This window comes from uncultured Succiniclasticum sp., from assembly GCF_902793885.1.
GTDB lineage: Bacteria > Bacillota > Negativicutes > Acidaminococcales > Acidaminococcaceae > Succiniclasticum.
Map to the genome: position 1 here is coordinate 29,637 of NZ_CADBFF010000019.1, position 18,755 is coordinate 48,391.

General features: G+C 51.6%; 17 protein-coding genes and 1 riboswitch. Of the genes, 1 reads left to right on the plus strand and 16 read right to left on the minus strand.

Features of this window, described 5'->3' with window-relative positions; genetic code table 11:
- Nucleotides 1-295 precede the first annotated feature (295 nt).
- A complete protein-coding gene (locus QZV31_RS09575) occupies nucleotides 296-1,732 on the plus strand; it encodes a helix-turn-helix transcriptional regulator (RefSeq protein ID WP_295359937.1) in 1,437 nt (478 codons plus the stop codon).
- Between the two features lie 121 nt (nucleotides 1,733-1,853).
- Here QZV31_RS09575 and QZV31_RS09580 read toward each other — a convergent pair whose 3' ends face one another.
- The 16 genes from QZV31_RS09580 to QZV31_RS09655 form a co-directional block, all read right to left on the minus strand.
- Entirely contained in the window at nucleotides 1,854-2,045 is a 192-nt protein-coding gene (locus tag QZV31_RS09580) for a PD-(D/E)XK nuclease domain-containing protein (protein ID WP_295359939.1), read from the minus strand.
- 86 nt (nucleotides 2,046-2,131) lie between these two features.
- On the minus strand, nucleotides 2,132-2,971 hold the full coding sequence (locus QZV31_RS09585) for an Rpn family recombination-promoting nuclease/putative transposase (protein WP_295359941.1): 840 nt from the start codon (nucleotides 2,969-2,971) through the stop codon (nucleotides 2,132-2,134).
- Between the two features lie 623 nt (nucleotides 2,972-3,594).
- Nucleotides 3,595-4,629 (minus strand): 3-deoxy-7-phosphoheptulonate synthase, encoded by a 1,035-nt coding sequence (locus QZV31_RS09590; protein WP_295359943.1) that lies wholly within the window; start codon nucleotides 4,627-4,629, stop codon nucleotides 3,595-3,597.
- Between the two features lie 75 nt (nucleotides 4,630-4,704).
- A complete protein-coding gene (locus tag QZV31_RS09595; RefSeq protein WP_093729532.1) occupies nucleotides 4,705-5,118 on the minus strand; it encodes an amino acid-binding protein in 414 nt (137 codons plus the stop codon).
- A 156-nt stretch (nucleotides 5,119-5,274) separates the two neighbouring features.
- Complete coding sequence (gene hslO, locus QZV31_RS09600; RefSeq protein ID WP_295359945.1) at nucleotides 5,275-6,222, minus strand: Hsp33 family molecular chaperone HslO; 948 nt, start codon at nucleotides 6,220-6,222, stop codon at nucleotides 5,275-5,277.
- 134 nt (nucleotides 6,223-6,356) lie between these two features.
- Entirely contained in the window at nucleotides 6,357-6,818 is a 462-nt protein-coding gene (gene ribE, locus QZV31_RS09605; RefSeq protein ID WP_295359947.1) for a 6,7-dimethyl-8-ribityllumazine synthase, read from the minus strand.
- Nucleotides 6,819-7,054: 236 nt separating this feature from the next.
- Nucleotides 7,055-8,296, minus strand: coding sequence for a bifunctional 3,4-dihydroxy-2-butanone-4-phosphate synthase/GTP cyclohydrolase II (locus QZV31_RS09610; protein WP_366508711.1), 1,242 nt, complete (start codon nucleotides 8,294-8,296; stop codon nucleotides 7,055-7,057).
- Nucleotides 8,297-8,396: 100 nt separating this feature from the next.
- Entirely contained in the window at nucleotides 8,397-9,089 is a 693-nt protein-coding gene (locus QZV31_RS09615; RefSeq protein WP_295359950.1) for a riboflavin synthase, read from the minus strand.
- A 174-nt stretch (nucleotides 9,090-9,263) separates the two neighbouring features.
- Nucleotides 9,264-10,361 (minus strand): bifunctional diaminohydroxyphosphoribosylaminopyrimidine deaminase/5-amino-6-(5-phosphoribosylamino)uracil reductase RibD, encoded by a 1,098-nt coding sequence (gene ribD / locus QZV31_RS09620; RefSeq protein ID WP_295359952.1) that lies wholly within the window; start codon nucleotides 10,359-10,361, stop codon nucleotides 9,264-9,266.
- A gap of 72 nt (nucleotides 10,362-10,433) precedes the next feature.
- A riboswitch (FMN riboswitch) is annotated at nucleotides 10,434-10,588 on the minus strand.
- 77 nt (nucleotides 10,589-10,665) lie between these two features.
- Nucleotides 10,666-11,310 (minus strand): ribulose-phosphate 3-epimerase, encoded by a 645-nt coding sequence (rpe, locus tag QZV31_RS09625; RefSeq protein ID WP_295359954.1) that lies wholly within the window; start codon nucleotides 11,308-11,310, stop codon nucleotides 10,666-10,668.
- On the minus strand, nucleotides 11,307-12,194 hold the full coding sequence (gene rsgA, locus QZV31_RS09630; protein ID WP_295359956.1) for a ribosome small subunit-dependent GTPase A: 888 nt from the start codon (nucleotides 12,192-12,194) through the stop codon (nucleotides 11,307-11,309). The genes rpe and rsgA overlap by 4 nt, the downstream gene beginning before the upstream one ends.
- Nucleotides 12,188-14,668, minus strand: coding sequence for a protein kinase (locus QZV31_RS09635; protein ID WP_295359958.1), 2,481 nt, complete (start codon nucleotides 14,666-14,668; stop codon nucleotides 12,188-12,190). Before QZV31_RS09635 ends, rsgA begins: the two co-directional genes overlap by 7 nt.
- Nucleotides 14,658-15,401, minus strand: a complete 744-nt coding sequence (locus tag QZV31_RS09640) for a Stp1/IreP family PP2C-type Ser/Thr phosphatase (protein ID WP_295359960.1) — start codon at nucleotides 15,399-15,401, stop codon at nucleotides 14,658-14,660. Before QZV31_RS09640 ends, QZV31_RS09635 begins: the two co-directional genes overlap by 11 nt.
- 50 nt (nucleotides 15,402-15,451) lie before the next feature.
- Complete coding sequence (rlmN, locus tag QZV31_RS09645) at nucleotides 15,452-16,519, minus strand: 23S rRNA (adenine(2503)-C(2))-methyltransferase RlmN (RefSeq protein ID WP_295359962.1); 1,068 nt, start codon at nucleotides 16,517-16,519, stop codon at nucleotides 15,452-15,454.
- A 93-nt stretch (nucleotides 16,520-16,612) separates the two neighbouring features.
- Nucleotides 16,613-17,968, minus strand: a complete 1,356-nt coding sequence (rsmB, locus tag QZV31_RS09650) for a 16S rRNA (cytosine(967)-C(5))-methyltransferase RsmB (RefSeq protein WP_295359964.1) — start codon at nucleotides 17,966-17,968, stop codon at nucleotides 16,613-16,615.
- Nucleotides 17,961-18,755, minus strand: a complete 795-nt coding sequence (locus QZV31_RS09655) for a DUF116 domain-containing protein (protein WP_093729521.1) — start codon at nucleotides 18,753-18,755, stop codon at nucleotides 17,961-17,963. Before QZV31_RS09655 ends, rsmB begins: the two co-directional genes overlap by 8 nt.

The window sequence follows — 18,755 nt, forward strand, 5'->3', positions numbered from 1 at the left end:
CTTGTAAGGAGGGGGAAAACGGTAAAATAGACCTGTACCCGCGTACAGTTTTGCAATTATATCCGCTAATCGGTGCTTTTTTATTGCTAATACAAGATTTTTGGCTTATAATATTCATGTGAAATTGTTATCCTTAACAAGAAATTATTTGCTTTTTATTTTTTCATTTTGATTGCCAATTTATTGATTGCCAATTTAAATAGAAAAGGATTTGATGAACGTGACTCCTACATCTTTATCGCCGATATCGCGTTCCATTATCTTACAAAAAACTGTCGGTGCAGATAGATGCACCGTGTCCCTGTTCGTGGCCAATGCGTTGTACTTTTTCTGGGCCACCACGGTGTACATGGCGCTCCATTTTGCCGGCATCGACTGGCCACAAACCTTTTTCTCTTCCATTATCCCCGGTACGGAAATGTTACCGGATCTTTGCATGATGTTGGCAGTTTTCTCCGGCACCGTGTGCTACGGGCTCCGGCCTACATGCTGGCAGCGGTATCTGCTTCTGGTGTTGGCGACGATCATGCTTTCCGTAGTGGCGTTCCCATTCGTGGAAACGGGCCCTCGCCTGTTGCTGCTTGCTTTCTTTATGGCACTTTCAGGGGGCGTGTTTGCGCTGATTTTTCATTTGGTTTCCCTGCACGTGGCGCTGGACGTGACCGGTCGTTTCTTCGGTTTTTCGACCGCCTTTTCCCTGCTGTTGCAGTCAGGTTTCCATGCGGTTCTGAATGCCTCGTTGACTGGCTTTCTGACTGCCTCGGTGCTGTGCATGGGCGGTCTGGCAATGCTATTGCCCAAATGCCTGGAACAACTTTCCCCGATGGAAACGTCAGCGGCTGAACAACCTGCGGAACAAACACCACCCCGTGTCGATATATCCGTTTTCCGCTGGTCCGTACCCATGACGCTTTTGATTGTTGTCCTGCTTTCCCTGCTCCATGGCATTGGGGACCTGTATATGGACGCTTATCACGATTTTAATGATTTGTTCGGATTCTCCCGCCTGTCCTATTGCGCAGGTTCCATCGCAGCCGGTTATTTTGCTGACCGCAACCGGCTGTATTTGCCCTTGGCCGCACTGTTTGCCAAAGCGCAGGACATTTTGGATATCTGGGTCGGACAAGAACAGGTTTTGTATTACCCACTTCATTATTTTGGCGATTTCATGAATGGCTTCTTTACCCTGTTCATCATTCTGGCCTTTGTAGACCTCGCCGCCCACCGGCCATCGCTGAAGCCCTGGGCCGTAACCGGTCGTTCCTTGCAGATGTTTACCGTCAGCGTGGCCACTGTTTTCGGCGCTTTTATACTGGATGCGGACAAACTGTTCTTTACGTTGCTGTATGTATTAGCCATTGTCGGGTGCCTGGTCATTGTTTTTTACAGCAGTGCCCTGCGTTTTACCCTTGGTTCCGCCGCAGCGGATTCTGCCGCAGCGGAGGTAACAACCCCACTCCCCGCAGCGGAGGTAACAACCCCACTCCCCGCAGCGGAGGTAACAACCTCGCTCCCCGCCCCGGATTACTGTGTCCGCTATGGGCTGACCCAGCGAGAGGCCGAGGTGCTGGATTGCATTCTTTCTGGCCAAAGCATTGCCGAAATCAGCGAAGCGCTTTTCATCAGCCAGCGAACTGTCAAGTTTCACATCACCAAGCTGCTGCGCAAGACCGGCACCACTTCGCAAAGGGAATTGCTCCTGCTGCTGTACGAAAAGCAGGGAAAATTATAATTACAAAGGGAACAACAGACTAAAGGGGCTGTTGCACTAATTTGGTGCAACAGCCCCTTTTTCTTTCGCCTGCGGTTTCAAAATATTACAAAACAGAAGGAGGGTTATCTTTGAAAAACATTCAGCCTTTCTCCGCCACTTTCCACTCCGTCAGGTTCCGCGCTGCAGAATCATAGTTCACGCCAATCTTATACATCTTCCGCGTATCCGCCGCGTAAGGCAGCGCATACTGCTTTTCTACAATCTGCGCCAGCACCGCGTCCACGCTCTGGTCCAGTTTGAATTCAAAAAGGTAAAAACCGCGGCCTGCCATTTCTGACAGACCGCAACGGAAGCAAGCCCAGTCTATTATTTTTATTATTTATTATTTAAACCAAATCAATCGTCTTTCCAACATAGTCACAGCGCCGCAACTTCACGCAACGGAAGAGCCGTCACTTCGGCAATTTCGGAGTCAGACAACTTGCCCTGCTTTTTTAACGCTTTGGCCGTGTCAATGCGGCCTTCCTTGTTACCAGCTAAGCGGCCCTTCTTTTCTGCATCTTCCTGTATAATCTTTAAATCCATTTCCCAGGTCACGTATCTCTCCCTCCAATCTTCATCATTTGTCACACGCTTCGTTTCTGCATCAATAGCCTGCGTAAACTCGCTGCCGGCCTTTCCGCTGTTCACATAACACAGAAAGTCTGCCAGTGCCGTATCCTCTGCTTTATCCGCTGCCCTGGCGTTCAGGTAAATATTCTCCGTCAGATCACCCATCTCAAGGGTATTATCTTCCTTGCACCGATAAGTGAAATGATACATCGGCAACCCTTTACCGAACGGATCAAAGGTACAGATAAAAATTACATAGGACTTGCGCAACTCGCGATACTTCATTCCCTGTTTCAGCATATCCATACTAATCAGACTCTGATAATACCGCGTGCGCAGGGGCAGCCCTTTAATCACCGTTGCTTCATCTTTGTCGGAATACACCGTGCTGTTGTCACCGGTCACCTGCATTTCGATGTCCAGTACTGTTCCTTCCTGATTCTCCACATACACATCAAGCCGTATGCTTTTACTGCTGATTCTCGCGCTGTTGATCTGTCGTTCTGCTATGAGATAGCGGATATCCTTGATTTGTATGTGTAAAATCCGTTCAATCAGGTACTTGCAGAGTTCTTTGTTCTTCAGCACCTCCTGAAACACATAATTATTGGCAAACGTTAACGAATCCCAGTCAATTGTTTTCAAACTATACCTCTTTCCGACCGGGGCATTGTTTCCATTTATATTGTATCGCGATTCGTATAAGGGTGCAAGGGAATGTGTGACGGTTTTATGAACATTTTGCTATCCCCGGCGGAGAAACCCAAAGCCTCCACGCTCTTGCAGTTTGACAGTTGTATCTTACGGCTTCGCCTGTACAGACATATAAACTGTCTATCCTTTATATATTAAGAGGTGGCGGAACCAAATCCCAGTATCCATGCAAGTTTGCGTTTCAAGGTTGGTCGTTTTTACGACCACAGTATGGAAAATGGAGATAATTATAAAGCTTTAAACGATTATTTTTAAACAAAAGGAACAGACATCGTAAAAAGGTCAACGATTGCTTATTCCATGGACTTATTCGCCTGTGGCTTTGACACTCAAAGTCGCGTTGCCGGGCAACCCGTGTCCCACTTTTTCACACAGGTTTTTCTTGCGCGCAACAGTAAACTGCGTTAGTCTTTCCTGTCCGTGTTGCTTTTGTTGCTTTATATATCACACTTGCAAAGAAAAAACGCCGAAATGTTTGTGACATATTCGGCGCTTTCTGATAAGGAAGATATATTCTGTTACGACGTTTCTTACAATTATGCTTTTTTCATCCCTTACACCATCTCTGCCAGTTCAAGAATCAGGCGCTCACTCTTGGCCCAGCCCAGACAGGGGTCGGTAATGGAGCGGCCATACACGCCGCCGCCGATTTTCTGGTTGCCGTCTTCCAGGTAGCTTTCGATCATGATGCCTTTCACCAGCTGCCGGATATCGGGAGCAACCTGGCGGCTATGCATCACGTCTTTGGAAATGCGGATCTGTTCCAGATATTTTTTCCCGGAGTTGGAGTGGTTGGCGTCCACAATGACGGCCGGGTTGATCACTTCCCGCTCGTGATAGGCGTCCAGCAGTCCCTGCAGATCTTCATAATGGTAGTTAGGCATGTTGTTGCCGAATTTGTCAACATAACCACGCAAAATAGCGTGAGCCAGCGGATTGCCTTTCGTGCGCACTTCCCAGCCGTGGAACAGGAAGCTCTGTTCATGCTGGGCCGCTTCAATCGAATTCATCATGACGCCGATGTCGCCGCCGGTGGGGTTCTTCATGCCCACGGGAATGCCCACGCCGCTGGCGATCATCCGGTGCAGCTGGTCTTCCACGGAACGGGCGCCGATGGCTGCATAGGATAAAATGTCGGAAAGGTAGCGGTGATTTTCCGGGTACAAGATTTCTTCCGCACTGGTGAGACCGGTTTCCTGCACCACCCGCACGTGCATCTTGCGGATGGCAGTAATACCCGCCAGCATGTCTTCCTTGCCTTCCGGATTGGCCTGATGCAGCATGCCTTTATAACCGACGCCGATGGTCCGGGGCTTGTTCGTATAAACCCGGGGGATCAGCATCAGTTTGTCTTTAACTTTTTCCTGCACGCCGGCCAGACGGTGAACGTAGTTCAGCACCGCATCTTCGTTATCGGCGGAACAGGGGCCGATCACCAGAATGAAACGGTCATCCGTGCCGGAAAAAATATCCTTAATTTCTTTGTCTCTTGCGGCTTTTACGGCTAACGCTTCCGCGCCAAGGGGATAATCCTGCATCAGCTCCTGAGGAGAGGGCAGCTTCCGTATGAATTCCATCTGCATTTCCATTTGTATTTCCTCATTCGTTTTTTATAATTACTATGATAGATAAAGAGATTCTTTGCTAATATAAACGGTCCGATATCAGAAACGGTCCAACAACCGGTAGCCTTTGCCCCGCAGGAACGTTTCCGTTTCCGGTTCGTCGGTACAGAACACCGCAATGGGCGTACTGTCGCTGCGGTCAAAGGAAATGTACAGATAGCGTATCATCACATTGGCGTTCTGCAAATCAGAAAGGATCCGGTTCAGCGTGCCCGGTTTATCCGAAGCCATGTCAATGGCAAGGACTTTGTCCAGGCGGCACTGGTAGCCGGCTTTTTCCAACGCAGACTTTGCCTCTTCCGATTTGTCCACGATCAGCCGGACAATGCCGAACTCCGCGCTGTCCGTGGCCAGCATCGTATAAATATTAACATCTGACTGAGCCAGCACTCCGGTTATTTTACTTAATGCGCCTTTCGTGTTGGCCGCAAACAATGAAATCTGATTCAGCATGGTAATTCCCCTCTTTCTTTTCACCTATGCAACAAGCCTCCCTGAACGCATGTTGCATTTCGGGACAGGTCTCTGCACTGCCGTTTTATAAAGATAAGAATATACAAAAAGAATGAAAATGTAAATAGACAGGCTGAAGTGCTTTTGAACAGCGGCTTATTTCTTAGCCTTTTGTGCCAAATGTTGCATTTCTTCCTGAGTAAATTCATATTTTGCATTGCAGTACGGACAGGTAATTTCGGTTTTCTCATCCTCTGCCAGCTGCTTCAGTTCCTTTTTCGGCAACGTCTCCAGGACGCCTTTTACACGCTCCCGGCTGCAGCGGCAGCCAAAATGCAGCGGATAGCTGTCCAGAATTTCCACTTCCATATCTTTTCCCAGCATCTGAATGATCCGCTCCGGGGTGAAGCCCATGTCGATGAGACTGGAAACATAGGGGGTGCGCCTGACATTTTTGTCCAGTTGCTCCAGGGTTTCCTCACTGCAGTTGGGCAGCGCCTGGATGAACCAGCCCCCTGCCGCCTGCACGTCGCCCGTTTCATCTACCAGCACGCCCAGGCCTACAGAAGACGGTGTCTGTTCGGAAGTGTACAGATATCTTGTCAGGTCATCGGCAATCTCACCGTCCACCAACTCCGCCGTTCCGGTAAAAGGTTTCGCGCCGGCTGTGTAACGGGTCACGGAAATAGTGCCGTTGCCAACCGCGCCGCCAACATCCAGATGTCCGTTCTTCGGAGGCAGATACACATCCGGATTTCCCACATACCCCCGGGCAATACCTCCCTGGGCTTCTCCCGTGATGCCCTGAATGGGCCCGTCGCCGGTCACTTTGATGCCAACGCCTTCCTCGTTTTTCATGGTGGCCGCCAGCAGCAGCGCTCCGGTTACGGTACGCCCCAGGGCTGCGGTGGCCAGGTGGGACAGATTATGGCGCAGGGACAGCTTGCGCACCAGACGGGTGGTGCGAGCCACATAAATGCGCGCGTCACCCACCGTCGCCCGGGTCAGGATATCTCCTTCACCGGTAAACTTTGCTTTCGCAGTTTTATCTTTATTAATTTTTTCGTCAGGTTTGTTCAATGTACTACTTTTGATATCTTCCATAATAATCCTTTTCCGATTCTATATAAAGCACGCAGACGAATGAATCAGTGTTTCGTTATGTAACGCTTATACGTTTCACTATGTTACGCACGCCCGCGTTTGCATTGCTTCTGCAATACTGCAATCCAGTTCCGTTACAGTTTTTTGAACAGATTGGCCATTTCGATAGCGCTCATGGCAGCATCATAGCCTTTATTACCAGCTTTGGTTCCGGCACGCTCCACGGCCTGCTGGATAGTTTCCGTAGTCAGGATTCCGAACGCCACCGGCACGCCGGTATTCATGGACGCCTGAGCCACACCCTTGGCCGCTTCCGCGCAGACGTAATCAAAATGCGGAGTGGAACCGCGGATAACCGCACCCAGCGCAATCACGGCGTCAAACTTTCCGCTTTCCGCCAGTTTCTGCGCAGCCAGGGGAATCTCGTAAGCCCCGGGCACCCAGACCAGAACCACCTCATCGGTGTTTCCTCCTGTGCGGCGGATGGCGTCTTCCGCACCGCCCAACAGCTTGCTGGTAATAAACTCGTTAAACCGGGAAACTACGATAGCCAGCTTCAAGCCTTTTGCCGTTAACATACCTTCAATCGTTTTCATTTTCAATCCTCCTCATATGGTTCATTCTCAGTATATTTAAAAAATCTATAATAAATTCAATTAAGCTGATAGGGAAATGCATGAGCAAAACATCGGAGACGATTGTGTTATTCCACGAGATGAAGTACGCCGTCGTGGCGAGACTGTCCGAGAGGCGCAGCCTCGAGTTTCGAAGCCACAGGAGTATAAATCCGTGGAATAGCAATCGTATACGGTTTTGCGATGTTTTTCCCTGCTTATTCTTTATGGTTGCCGCAATGACACCCCAAATGCAGATCCGACAGCTCATGCCCCATTTTATTTTCCTTTGTTTCCAGGTAAAACTCATTGTACTGATTGGGTGCAATTTCAATGGGCACTCGTCCGGTGACCGTGATGCCGTAACCGGATAAGCCGGCCCGTTTTGCCGGATTGTTGGTGATTAGCCGGACGCTGGTGAGACCCAGGTCCGATAAAATCTGGGCGCCCATGCCGTAGTCCCGCAGGTCCGGAGCAAAACCCAGCCGCACATTGGCTTCCACGGTATCCAGTCCCTGCTCCTGCAGTGCGTAAGCCCGGATTTTATTGGCCAGCCCGATGCCCCGGCCTTCCTGTCGCATATAGACCACAACGCCGCAGCCTTCTTTTTCAATCATGCGCAGGGCGGAAGCCAGCTGGTCGCCGCAGTCGCAGCGCAAACTTCCGAAGGCGTCACCGGTGAGGCATTCCGAATGGACCCGCACCATCACGTCTTTTTTCCCTGCAACCTCTCCCTTGACCAGGGCGATGTGGCATAAGTCGTCCAAATCGTTTTCATAGGCAATAATTGTAAAGGTGCCGAATTTGGAAGGCAGCTTGGCCTCCGCCACCCGGTGGACCATCTTTTCATGCTGCTTTCGGTACGCCACCAGCGAGGCCACCGTTATGAACACCAGATTGTGTTTCTTCGCGAACTCAATCAGCTGGGGCGTGCGCATCATATGGCCGTCTTCATCCATAATCTCGCAACAGATGCCTACCGGTGTCAGGCCCGCCAGCCGGCACAGGTCCGTAGTGGTTTCCGTGTGCCCGGTCCGCACTAACACCCCGCCTTTCCGGCTGCGCAGCGGGAACACATGGCCCGGCCGCCGGAAATCCATAGCCTGGGCGCCGGGTTCCGTTACCTTTTTCATAGTGTAAGCCCGCTCATAAGCCGAAATGCCCGTCGTGGTATCCACGTGATCGATGGAAACGGAAAAGGCCGTTTCATGATTGTCCGTATTGTGGGAAACCATGGCGCCAAACTGCAGCTTGTCCATGATTTCGGCATCGGCCGGCATACAGATGAGGCCCCGGGCTTCCTTCGCCATAAAATTGATGGACTCCCCGGTACAGAACTGGGCCGCCATGATCAGGTCGCCTTCGTTTTCCCGGTCCTCGTCATCGGTTACCAGCACCATCTTCCCTGCCTTGATGGCAGCGATGGCTTCTTCAATCGTGTTGAATGTAAAGTCTTTCATCATCTTCTCCCATTCCGCCTTTAATGGAAAAACCTAACTGATCTTATTGATACTCTTCTTACTAATATTGAAAAGGAAGCGCGGTTTTATTAGTGTTTCCTTAAAAACCATGCCGGAGCAAAAACGCTTCCGTTAATTCCGGTTCAGAATTGTTATTCTCAGCAGTACCCGGCTTATGCCGGCCCGCAAAACCGTTCCCCTTTTTATCCATCCCCAGCATTTTCTCCACATACCGGGCCAGGATATCTGTTTCCAGATTGACAGCATCGCCAGCGCTTTTATACCCCAGCGTGGTCATCTTTGCCGTATGGGGAATCAGGGAAACACCAAAGCCCGAATCATCGGTTTCCGTCACCGTGAGGCTGATGCCGTCCACAGCGATGGAACCTTTCTCCACAATGTAGCGAAGCAGTTCCCCGGGGGCCTGAATCCGGTACACCCGTGCATTGCCTTCCGGAATAATCTGCTGAATCGTTCCCACGCCTTCCACGTGTCCCTGCACGATATGCCCGTCCAATCCGTCCGTGGGCCGCAGCGCTTTTTCCAAATTCACCCTGTCCCCCGGCTGCAGCAGGTGCAGCGTGGTCCTGCGCACGGTTTCCGGCATCACGTCCGCTGTAAAGGTATCGCCCCGCAGATGCACTACCGTTAAACAAACACCGTTCACGGCAATACTGTCCCCGATTTTTACACCGGACAGCAACTGGGGAGCGCGAACCGTCAGCCGACAGCTTGTACTTCCTTCTGCAAGACGTTCCACCGTGCCAAGGGTGGCAATTAAACCCGTAAACATGATACATCCTCTCTTTAACAGTTTCTATTTTGGAAAAATAGTTACTCTTAACAATCTTTAAAACAATTTTATATAACTACGCTATCGTAAGTGCAAAACCCATTCCTTGCTCATGCAGACAAACAATGCCATACGGTTTATCAGTCAGACAAAAGAGAGCCTCTGCATTTCTTTTTAAAACGTTACCCTGCCGGTGATCAGCCAGTCTTTCCCCAGGGTCAGCAGTTCCGGTTCCACAACCGTTGCGCATTGGGACATTCGCTCAATGCCCCTGCCTCCAACGGAAGGCAGTGCATGGGTTCCTCCCACCAGTTTCGGCGCAATAAAGGCGTAGACCCGGTCAGCCGTCTGACTGTCCAAAAACGAGCCCAGCACTTCGCTGCCGCCTTCTACCAAAACAGACGTAATCTCATGCTCATGTAAGGACTGCAGCAAAGCAGAAACGGAAATTTTTCCATTCTCACAGGGAAGAGTTACCACTTCCACGTTATGCAGACGCTGCAGTGTATCGCATGTATCTGCGTCCGCTTCCGGAGCGGTAACCACTACCGTCCTCGCATCCCCCTGCAGCACCTTTGCCGTCAGGGGGATCCTGGCCCTGCTGTCCAACACGATGCGGATGGGATTTTTCCCCTCCACCAGCCTTGTAGTCAGTTCCGGATCATCATCCAGTACCGTACCGATGCCTACCAGGATTGCGTCATGGATCTTACGAAGGTAATGGCTGTACGTATGCGCCTCCTGCCCCGTCACGAAATGGGAATCCCTGGCAGATGTGGCCAGTTTGCCGTCCAGCGTCTCCGCAAATTTCAGACTGACAAAGGGACGGTTTTGGGTAACCCACAGTAAAAAGTGTTCATTCAGACGCTTTGCTTCTTTTTCGCAGACGCCTGTAACAACTTCTACGCCAGCTTCCCGCAGGCGGCGAAACCCATTGCCCGCCACTTTGGGATTGGGGTCTTCCATGGCCGCCACCACCCGTTTGATGCCCGCTTTGATCAGAGCTTCACAACAGGGACCGGTCCGTCCCCAGTGGGAACAGGGTTCCAGCGTAACAAACGCAGTGTAGCCCTGCCGTTGCTTCGCCTTCATGTCCGCGATGGCGTTCACTTCCGCATGGGGCGTCCCCGCCTTACGGTGCCAGCCTTCGCCGACTATCTTTCCATCTGCGTCGGCAATCACACAGCCCACCATGGGATTGGGACTGGTACAGCCTTCCGCCCGTCGGGCAAGTTCCAACGCCCTGCGCATATACATTTCATTGTCAGACATAGGCAACTCTCCAAAATAAAAAACCACAGGAAACGTCACGAGGCATTTCCTATGGCAAGACAAATCGTTCCTACATGTCTTTTCTCATCCAGACTATACTGTCGGTTCCGGAATCACACCGGATCGTGCGTCGGCGCACCAGGCGCTGTCGGCTCGCGGACTGTACCGCCGGTTGGGAATTATGCGCCGGATTTTCCGGACACACTCACCCTGCCCCAAAGACTGTTTTCGCTATATAGTTTAATATGAAATCACGCGTCTGTCAATCGTACAAGCCTGCAATTATACATTCCTTTGCAGGCGCTTACCCGCGCAGGCTCTTTACCGCGGCGTTCACGTCCTTCGCCCCGTACACATACGAACCCGCCACAAGCACCGTCGCCCCGGCCCCCACAACCTGTCGGGCCGTTTCCGCATTGATGCCGCCGTCCACCTGAATGTCGGTACGAAGGCCGGCCAAATCCAGCATCCGGCGCAGCCGGCTGATCTTCGGCAATACGGAAGAGATAAACTGCTGCCCGCCAAAGCCCGGATTCACCGTCATCAGCAACACCATATCCACATCGGGCAGGATTTCTTCAATCAAAGCTAAGGAACTGGCGGGATTCAAGGCCACGCCGGCTTTGATCCCTTTGGCATGGATAGCCTGTATGCAGCGGTGCAAATGCTTTGTAGCTTCCGCATGCACCACGATCTGGTCTGCCCCGGCTGCGGCAAAATCCTCAATATAGGTTTCCGGATGATCCACCATCAGATGACAGTCGAAAAACATCCTGGTCACGTTCCGGATTTTTTTCACCACCGGCGCGCCAAAGGTCAGGTTCGGCACAAAATTGCCGTCCATCACATCAATATGCACCCAGTCGGCGCCGGCCTTTTCTATCTTCCGGATTTCGTTTCCCAGGCAGGAAAAATCTGCCGATAATATGGACGGAGCTATTTTGATCATCTTCGGTTCCTCGCTTTGTTTTCTATTAACTCTTTCCGAATTGACAAATACGATGCGTAACGGGAAGACGCGATTCGGTTTTCCTGCACCGCATCCTTGACGCCGCAGACCGGTTCATGGGTGTGACTGCAGGGTGAGAATTTACAGATTGCTTCAAACTGCCTGAACTCGGGAAACCAGGCCGGCAACAGGTCCGGTTCAAGATTTTCCATCATCACGTTGCCAAAACCGGGCGTATCGGCCAGATACCCTCCGTTAAAGGGAATGAGTTCCGTATACCGGGTGGTATGCTTCCCCCGGCTGATTTTCGTGCTGATCTCCCCTGTGGTCCGCAGAACGCCGGGCTGAATCGCATTCAGCGCGGAGGATTTGCCCACCCCGCTGGGCCCGCCGAACGCGGTGACTTTTCCCTCCAGACGCCGGCGCAGGGCGTCGATGCCCTCTCCGGTTTTGGAAGAAATCACAAAGGTTTCATACCCGATCTTCCGATACACCGAAGCAATGGTTTCCCTCTGTTCTTCCGTTGCAAGGTCTGCCTTGGACAGCACCAGCAGTACCGGAATGTTTGCTGCTTCCGCCAGCACCAGCAATTTATCCGCGATCAGAAAACTGAAGTCCGGCTGTACCAGCGCCAGGGTGATCACCAGCAGGTCAAGATTGGCCACCGTGGGTCTGTCCAGATAATTACGGCGGGGCAGCACGGCGGTGATCATCCCCTCGTCCGCCTTATCCGGATTCACTTCCAGCTGCACCCGGTCTCCCGTACACAGGGAAAACCGTTTTTGTTTCATGTGCCCTTTGACCTTACAGGTTATCATGACGCCGGCACAATCCACATAATAGTAACCGCTGTAAGACCGCACTACCAATCCCGATGTTACCAACTCTTCTCCTCTACCAGCCTGTGGTCTACATAGAAGCCGACACGCTGTACATCACTGTCGACCTTTGTACGCAACCGCACACCGCCGTTATAGGATCCGGACACTTCCACCTTCTGGGACTTTCCGTTGTTGGAAACGATCTGCACCGTATGGGTTCCGGTTCCGGGCACCACAAATTCGGCATACCGGCTGCCGCTTGCTTTGCTCACTGTCACACTGCCGTTGCTCTTACCGCTGTTATCATTGATTTTGTCCGTCGTAGCCGGTAAGTTAGTCTGCTTTTTCGCATTCGATACCAGCAGGACCACCGTGGAGCCTTCCGGTATGGAATCATTGGCTCTCGGCGACATACCGATAACCGTATTTTTATTCTTGTCGCTGTCTTCTTCTTTTACTTCTACTTTCAGCTTCATCGCTTCCAGTTTTTTTCTGGCTTCTGCAAGCGTTGTACCTTTCAGGTCAGGCAGCGCCACCTGTGTTTCTTCTTTTTTATTGATTACGATTTTCACAGCGCCATTGTCGCTTAACTGGCTGTTTTCTTCCGGCGACTGACTCAGAATGATACCTTCCGGCTTGGTCTGTTCCCATTTGTATTCTATCTTTTCAATGCGAAGATTTTTATCCGACAGGATTTTTTCCGCCTGCTCCTGCTTTAATCCGACAACTTTCGGAACCGGTATCATCTTTTCCGAAGCAGAAACTATCAGCGTGATCGTCGCTCCCTCTTTGCGCTTGAATCCCGCCACCGGATCCATCCGTAAGACCAGTCCGGGTTTCACACCGGGGTCCACTTTATTTTCCAGTTCAACCTTAAAGCCCTGTGCCTCCAGCACTTTCTTCGCTTCCATAACCGTTTTGCCGTTTACATCCGCCACAATAACATCCGGTTTGGAGGAACTAAAGAGATAGAAAACGCCGCCCGCAACCAACAGGAACAGCACTACCGCAATCGCCAGCAGTTTCCCCCAGAAGCCGGATTTCTTTTTAGGCGCTCTGTAGTTTCTCTTCTGTTCCGGCTCCTCCGGTTTTATCTCTTCCGTTTGCCCTGCAACTGTACTTACAGCATTTCCACTGTCAGGCTCCGCTGCGCCAACCGTCATTACCGGTTCCGAAACATCACTCTTTTCCGCAACCGGAATCACTACCGGCTTTACTTCCGTCTGGGGAACCGTCTCCGGATCGTCAATACCTGCAACCGCCTGCAGTCCCGCATCTCCGCCAGCCGTTCCGTTCCGGACTTCCGCAGGCTGATCCCATTCTGTTTCCGTCTTCCCGTCCCCGGCAAACTCAGGTTCCTCCATAAACAAAGACTGTTGTTCGGCTCCTGCCACACTGTTTGCCGCCGCGATTACGCTTCCTGCTGCAGCAATGCCTGCAGCCGCAGCCGCTTTTTCCGTCCGTTCCGTGGAAACCGGCTCCACTCTTTTTGTATTCTCCGGCGTTCCATAATTTTCAGGCTCCGTTGTCCTGCCATCTATTTTTTTCGTGAGGAAGTCCGGGTTCATGACCATCGTCGCAAATTTATCCCGTTCCTCTTTTGCTTTTGCCTGGGCCGTTGCATTAGCGGCCACAGCTCCTTTAACCGCAGCATTGGACACAATGGCTTTCAGCGGTATGGTCTGCCCCAACATGATATCATTATTTTTGCTGGGATAAAGCCGGTTTTTGACTTCCATCAGATCGTTTTTCATTTCCTCAGCGGTAGCATAACGGTCTTTTGTGTCTTTGGCCAGCGCTTTATCAATAATCTTCTGCAGCTCATCCGGAGCATCCGGCCAATACGCTTTTAAGGGAGGCGCCTGCTCTTCCACCTGTTTGCGGGCCACAGACACCGCATTATTGCCGTCAAAGGGAACGACCCCTGTCAGCATTTCATAAAAGACGATGCCCAGAGAATAAATATCCGACTGAGCCGTCACCGCCAGTCCCTGGGCCTGTTCCGGCGAAAAATAGTGCACGGAGCCCACCACAGAAGCCGTAAACGCCATGGTCTCGTTGGAAACAATGCGGGAAATCCCAAAATCAACGATCTTCGGTACCATGGCTTCCGTCAGCACGATATTCTGGGGTTTAATATCGCAATGGATAATGTTGTGCTTGTGAGCATGAGCCAGCGCCGAAGCCAGCTGCGCCGTCAGCGCAACGGCCAGCGCAGGGTCCATACGTCCGTTCTGTTCCTCAAAGGATTTCAGGCTGACCCCTTCCACATATTCCATCAGAATATAGCTGATATCCCCTTCGTCGCAGACATCATAAATCGTAACAATGGACGGATGGATCAGGCGGGCCGCCGAACGGGCCTCCCGCTTAAACTGTTCCAGCTGGGTTTTGCTGTCCAGGAATTTTTTACGCAGTACCTTGATGGCGATTTTCCGGTCCAGGAGAACATCTTTGGCCAGATACACTTCCGCCATGCCGCCAAATCCAACGGATTTTAAAATTTCATAACGTCCGTTCAAAATTTCACCGACCATCGTGTTCCACCTCTTTTCGATCCAGTTTCAGTATAATAAACGATATATTGTCCCTGCCGCCTTTTTCCAGAGACGCACTGAGCAGCGCGTCGGCGGCATCTTCCGTATCTTCTTTCTGCAGATACTCCGCAATCTCATTATCATGCAGCATATCTGTCAGCCCGTCGCTGCAAAGCAGGATGGTATCGTCCGTGTAGATATCTATGACGAACACATCGCCGTCCACATTCTTATTGACGCCGATCCCCCGGGTCAGCATGTTTTTCTGCGGATGGTTGAAGGCTTCTTCCTGTGTCAGCTCTCCATTCTCAACCATCTCCGCCACCAGGGAATGGTCCCGGGTGATCTGTTTCAGCTGTTTCTGCCGCAACAGGTAGACCCTGCTGTCTCCCACATTGAAAACATATCCCTTTCCTTTTCCGTTGAAATAAATGCCGGAAAGGGTCGTGCCCATTCCCTCTAAGGTATATTCAGACTGGGCTTTCTTATACACTTCCACGTTCACGTCCCGCATGATCTGATATAACTTGGACACCAGCGCGAAACCGTTTTTCCCGTACAGGTCATCTTTTTCCGCTTTTAACTTTTCCAAAGCCAGCTTGCTGGCCACCTCGCCTGCATTATAGCCGCCCATTCCGTCTGCAATCGCAAATAAGAACGGACGCTCCAGCAGCAAACTGTCTTCATTATTTATTCTGACCCTTCCCTTATGGGTCCGAGCCGCTACTGACACAACAATCCCTCCTGTCAGTACATGATAGCACAGCTGCAAACCTGTGCAGTTCAGGAACGTGTTCCCTGTGCTTTTTCTCCGGCAAACGCGGCACGCAGCTGCCCGCAGGCCGCATTGATATCCTTGCCCATCTCTTTACGGACCGTAGCATGGATGCGATGCCGCCGCAAAATCGATACGAACCGTTCAATCCGTTGCATCTTGGGCCGGAAAAACCCTTTTTCCGGAACCGGATTGGCCGGAATGAGATTTACGCCGGCCTGCTTATAACGCAAATACTCCGCCAGCAACTCCGCATCCCTGTCGCTGTCATTGATATCTGCCAGTAAAATATACTCATACGTAACCTGTCTTCCGCTGCTGACCGCATATTCTTCCGCTGCGGCAATCACATCCGGAAACGGAAAACCCTGATTGACCGGCATCAGTTCCGAACGCAGCTCAGTTCTGACTGCGTGGAGCGATATGGCCAGATTAATCGGCAGTTCCAGCTTCTGCATCTTTTGGATGCCGGGAATAATACCGCAGGTGGAAACCGTCATGTTGCGGTACCCGATATTGGCAACATCCGGCTGATGCAAAAACTGCAGGGCCTCGAACACCGCGTCAAAATTCAGCATGGGCTCGCCGCTTCCCATGACCACCACACGGCTCACCCTTTCTCCCGCGGCAGCAAGCCGGGCATCGAAGAGATACACCTGGGCCGCAATCTCGGCGACCGTCAGATTTCTCACCGCGCCATGCAGGCCGCTGGCACAAAACGCGCAGTGCATATCGCAGCCAACCTGACTGGAAACACAGACGCTGTACCCGTAATCATGATGCATCAGTACCGTTTCAATGGCATTGCCGTCGGGCAGTTCCAGTAAAATCTTCTGTGTCAGCCCGTCCGCGGAATCTAATTTACGGACCACCTGTATCTCCGCAGGCAATACCGAAAACGTTTCCTGCAGCAACTGGCGCTCCGCTTTGCCCAGATTGCTCATCTGCGCAAAATCAAACACACATTTCTGATACAGCCAGTCGTAAATCTGCTTTGCCCGGAATTTTTTCATTCCCAACTCAGCCAGCGCCGTCTGCAATTGCGGCAAGGACATTCCGAAAATTTCAGTCTTCATATCTCTGTCTATCTAAAACCAATTGTTGCTATCCAACATTATAAAAGTAAAACTCTATATAAATTAAATTCTGCTACTGTTTTTAAGGAAACGTTATTTATCTTTCTGCAATACTGTCAGATAAAATCCGTCCACGCCATCCCGCTGCGGATACAGTTGCAGTTCTTTTACAGTCTTTTTCGTGCGGGGATGGGCGAAACCGGTTTGCTTCCACTCCCGGTGATTCTGCAAAAATGTTTCTATCAAAATCCGGTTTTCCCGGTCTTCGATCGTACACGTGCTGTATACCAGAACGCCGCCGGGTTTTACATAACGGCTTGCGTTGTCCAGAATTTTCTGCTGCAGCGCCGGAAATTCCCGCAGCCCGGTTTCTGTTTTTGTCCAGCGCGCTTCCGCCCTGCGTCGCAGCACGCCCAGGCCGGAGCAGGGCGCATCCACCAGCACCCGGTCAAAGGCGGCTTCCCACTCTTCCCGGAACACGCAGCCGTCCTGCAATTCCGTTTTTATATTTTCCAGCTTCAGCCTGGCCGCATTTTCTGCAATCAGTTTCAGTTTATGGGGGTAGATGTCACAGGCCGTCACCCTGCCGGTATTTTCCATCAGCGCAGCGATATGGGTGGTTTTACCGCCCGGGGCGGCGCACAGGTCCAACACCCGTTCCCCCAGTTGCGGCGCTAAGGCCATAGCCGGCAGCATGGAACTTTCATCCTGCACATAAAAACTGTGGGGAAATGTTTCCAGCAACATCTGCAGGCCCGGCAATCTTGTCATCACGATCCCGTCGGGACACCAGAGGGACACCTCCGCTTCGCAGCCCATTTCCCGCAAATCCTGCAAAAAGGCGTCACGGGTCGTCATACATGAATTCACCCGCAGACTCAGACGGGCCGGTTCATTATCCCAGCTGCACAACGCGGTTGCCTCTTCGTCGCCAAACTGTATGCGCCAGCGCTCTACCAACCAGCGGGGGTGACAGACGCGCAACGGCATATCGTTCCGGATTTTCTCCCACAGCAGTTCTTTCTGCCGGAGCGTACCCCGCAGCACCCCGTTGACAAATTTATCCGTGCCTTTATGACTGAACTTTTTAGCCAGATTCACACTTTCATTACAGGCAGCGGAGTCCGGAATCCGGTCCATATAAAAAATCTGGTATAAACCCAGATGCAGAATACAGTAGATCACCGGTTCCAGTTTCCGGACAGGACGGTCTGTCATCCGGCCAAGCACAAAGTCCAGGGTGCCTTTCGCCTTGACAGCGCCGTTGACCAGCTCTGTGGCAAAACGCCGGTCCGGTTCTTCCAGGCCGCCCCTGCGCAACGTGCGGTTCAGCGCGATCGCAGTATAGGCTCCTTCCTGCCAAATCTGCAGCAAAGCCTGCAACGCGGCTTCCCTGCCGTTCACAGGACGTTTCAGGCTATCCGGCATTCCGTGTCTGTCTTTACGCACTGGCATCTTCCGGTATATCCTCACTTAACATACGAATTGCTTCTTCCACTTTCGCAATACTGACCCTTGTATTAAAGCAGGGACCAAAGGGACGCTCATTAAAAATCGCAATGACCGGTATGGGAAAAACATCCTGGATACCGCTGGTCAGATCCCGCTCACAGGCCACGGCAATGATTGCCTTGGGATCCGCCTTGGCTACCATCTGCCGGGCCAGCGTCCCACCGGTGGCCACCACGAAATGCATATGATATTTATGACACAGCCCCAGCAGACCGCCCACACAGCAACCGCCGCACTGCTGACAGTTTTCGATGTTCCGGGTGATCTTCCGAGGACAGGTATCCAACTGGAGACAGTGAGGAGTCAGGATCAGCAGCCGGTCCGAAGGGACCTTGATATGATGCTGCTTCACCAGCGCATTATTCACCGCCACAAAACTCTGTTCCACCTTTTCCCTGGGAATGTTCAGAATACGTCCCAGGCCCACCGCAAAGGGAAACAGAAAATTGATCGCTTTCCAGGACCAGAAATATAAAATTTTCGGCAGCGGCATACCCATAATCGCCAGCACAATCGCCAGTTCCCCGGCAAACAGGAAGAAGATCGCCCCGAATACCAGGAAGCCAAAGGCCGCCGGCAAAAACTGGCTGATCGCCTCAAAGCCCAGATAGGTTACCTTCCAGGCAAAAAACAGGAGGACAGCCGTCATGATGGCGCTGAACAGCACCAGTGCAAGGAACACTCTTTTTTTGGGGTTAACCGCCATTTCCACTGCAGAAACCAT

Coding starts and splice junctions, on each gene's coding strand:
- QZV31_RS09580 (WP_295359939.1), bottom strand. CDS start 2,045: ATGGCAGGCCGCGGTTTTTACCTTTTTGAATTCAAACTGGACCAGAGC.
- QZV31_RS09590 (WP_295359943.1), bottom strand. CDS start 4,629: ATGGAAATGCAGATGGAATTCATACGGAAGCTGCCCTCTCCTCAGGAG.
- QZV31_RS09595 (WP_093729532.1), bottom strand. CDS start 5,118: ATGCTGAATCAGATTTCATTGTTTGCGGCCAACACGAAAGGCGCATTA.
- hslO (WP_295359945.1), bottom strand. CDS start 6,222: ATGGAAGATATCAAAAGTAGTACATTGAACAAACCTGACGAAAAAATT.
- ribE (WP_295359947.1), bottom strand. CDS start 6,818: ATGAAAACGATTGAAGGTATGTTAACGGCAAAAGGCTTGAAGCTGGCT.
- QZV31_RS09610 (WP_366508711.1), bottom strand. CDS start 8,296: ATGAAAGACTTTACATTCAACACGATTGAAGAAGCCATCGCTGCCATC.
- QZV31_RS09615 (WP_295359950.1), bottom strand. CDS start 9,089: ATGTTTACGGGTTTAATTGCCACCCTTGGCACGGTGGAACGTCTTGCA.
- ribD (WP_295359952.1), bottom strand. CDS start 10,361: ATGTCTGACAATGAAATGTATATGCGCAGGGCGTTGGAACTTGCCCGA.
- rpe (WP_295359954.1), bottom strand. CDS start 11,310: ATGATCAAAATAGCTCCGTCCATATTATCGGCAGATTTTTCCTGCCTG.
- QZV31_RS09635 (WP_295359958.1), bottom strand. CDS start 14,668: ATGGTCGGTGAAATTTTGAACGGACGTTATGAAATTTTAAAATCCGTT.
- rlmN (WP_295359962.1), bottom strand. CDS start 16,519: ATGAAGACTGAAATTTTCGGAATGTCCTTGCCGCAATTGCAGACGGCG.
- QZV31_RS09655 (WP_093729521.1), bottom strand. CDS start 18,755: ATGGTTTCTGCAGTGGAAATGGCGGTTAACCCCAAAAAAAGAGTGTTC.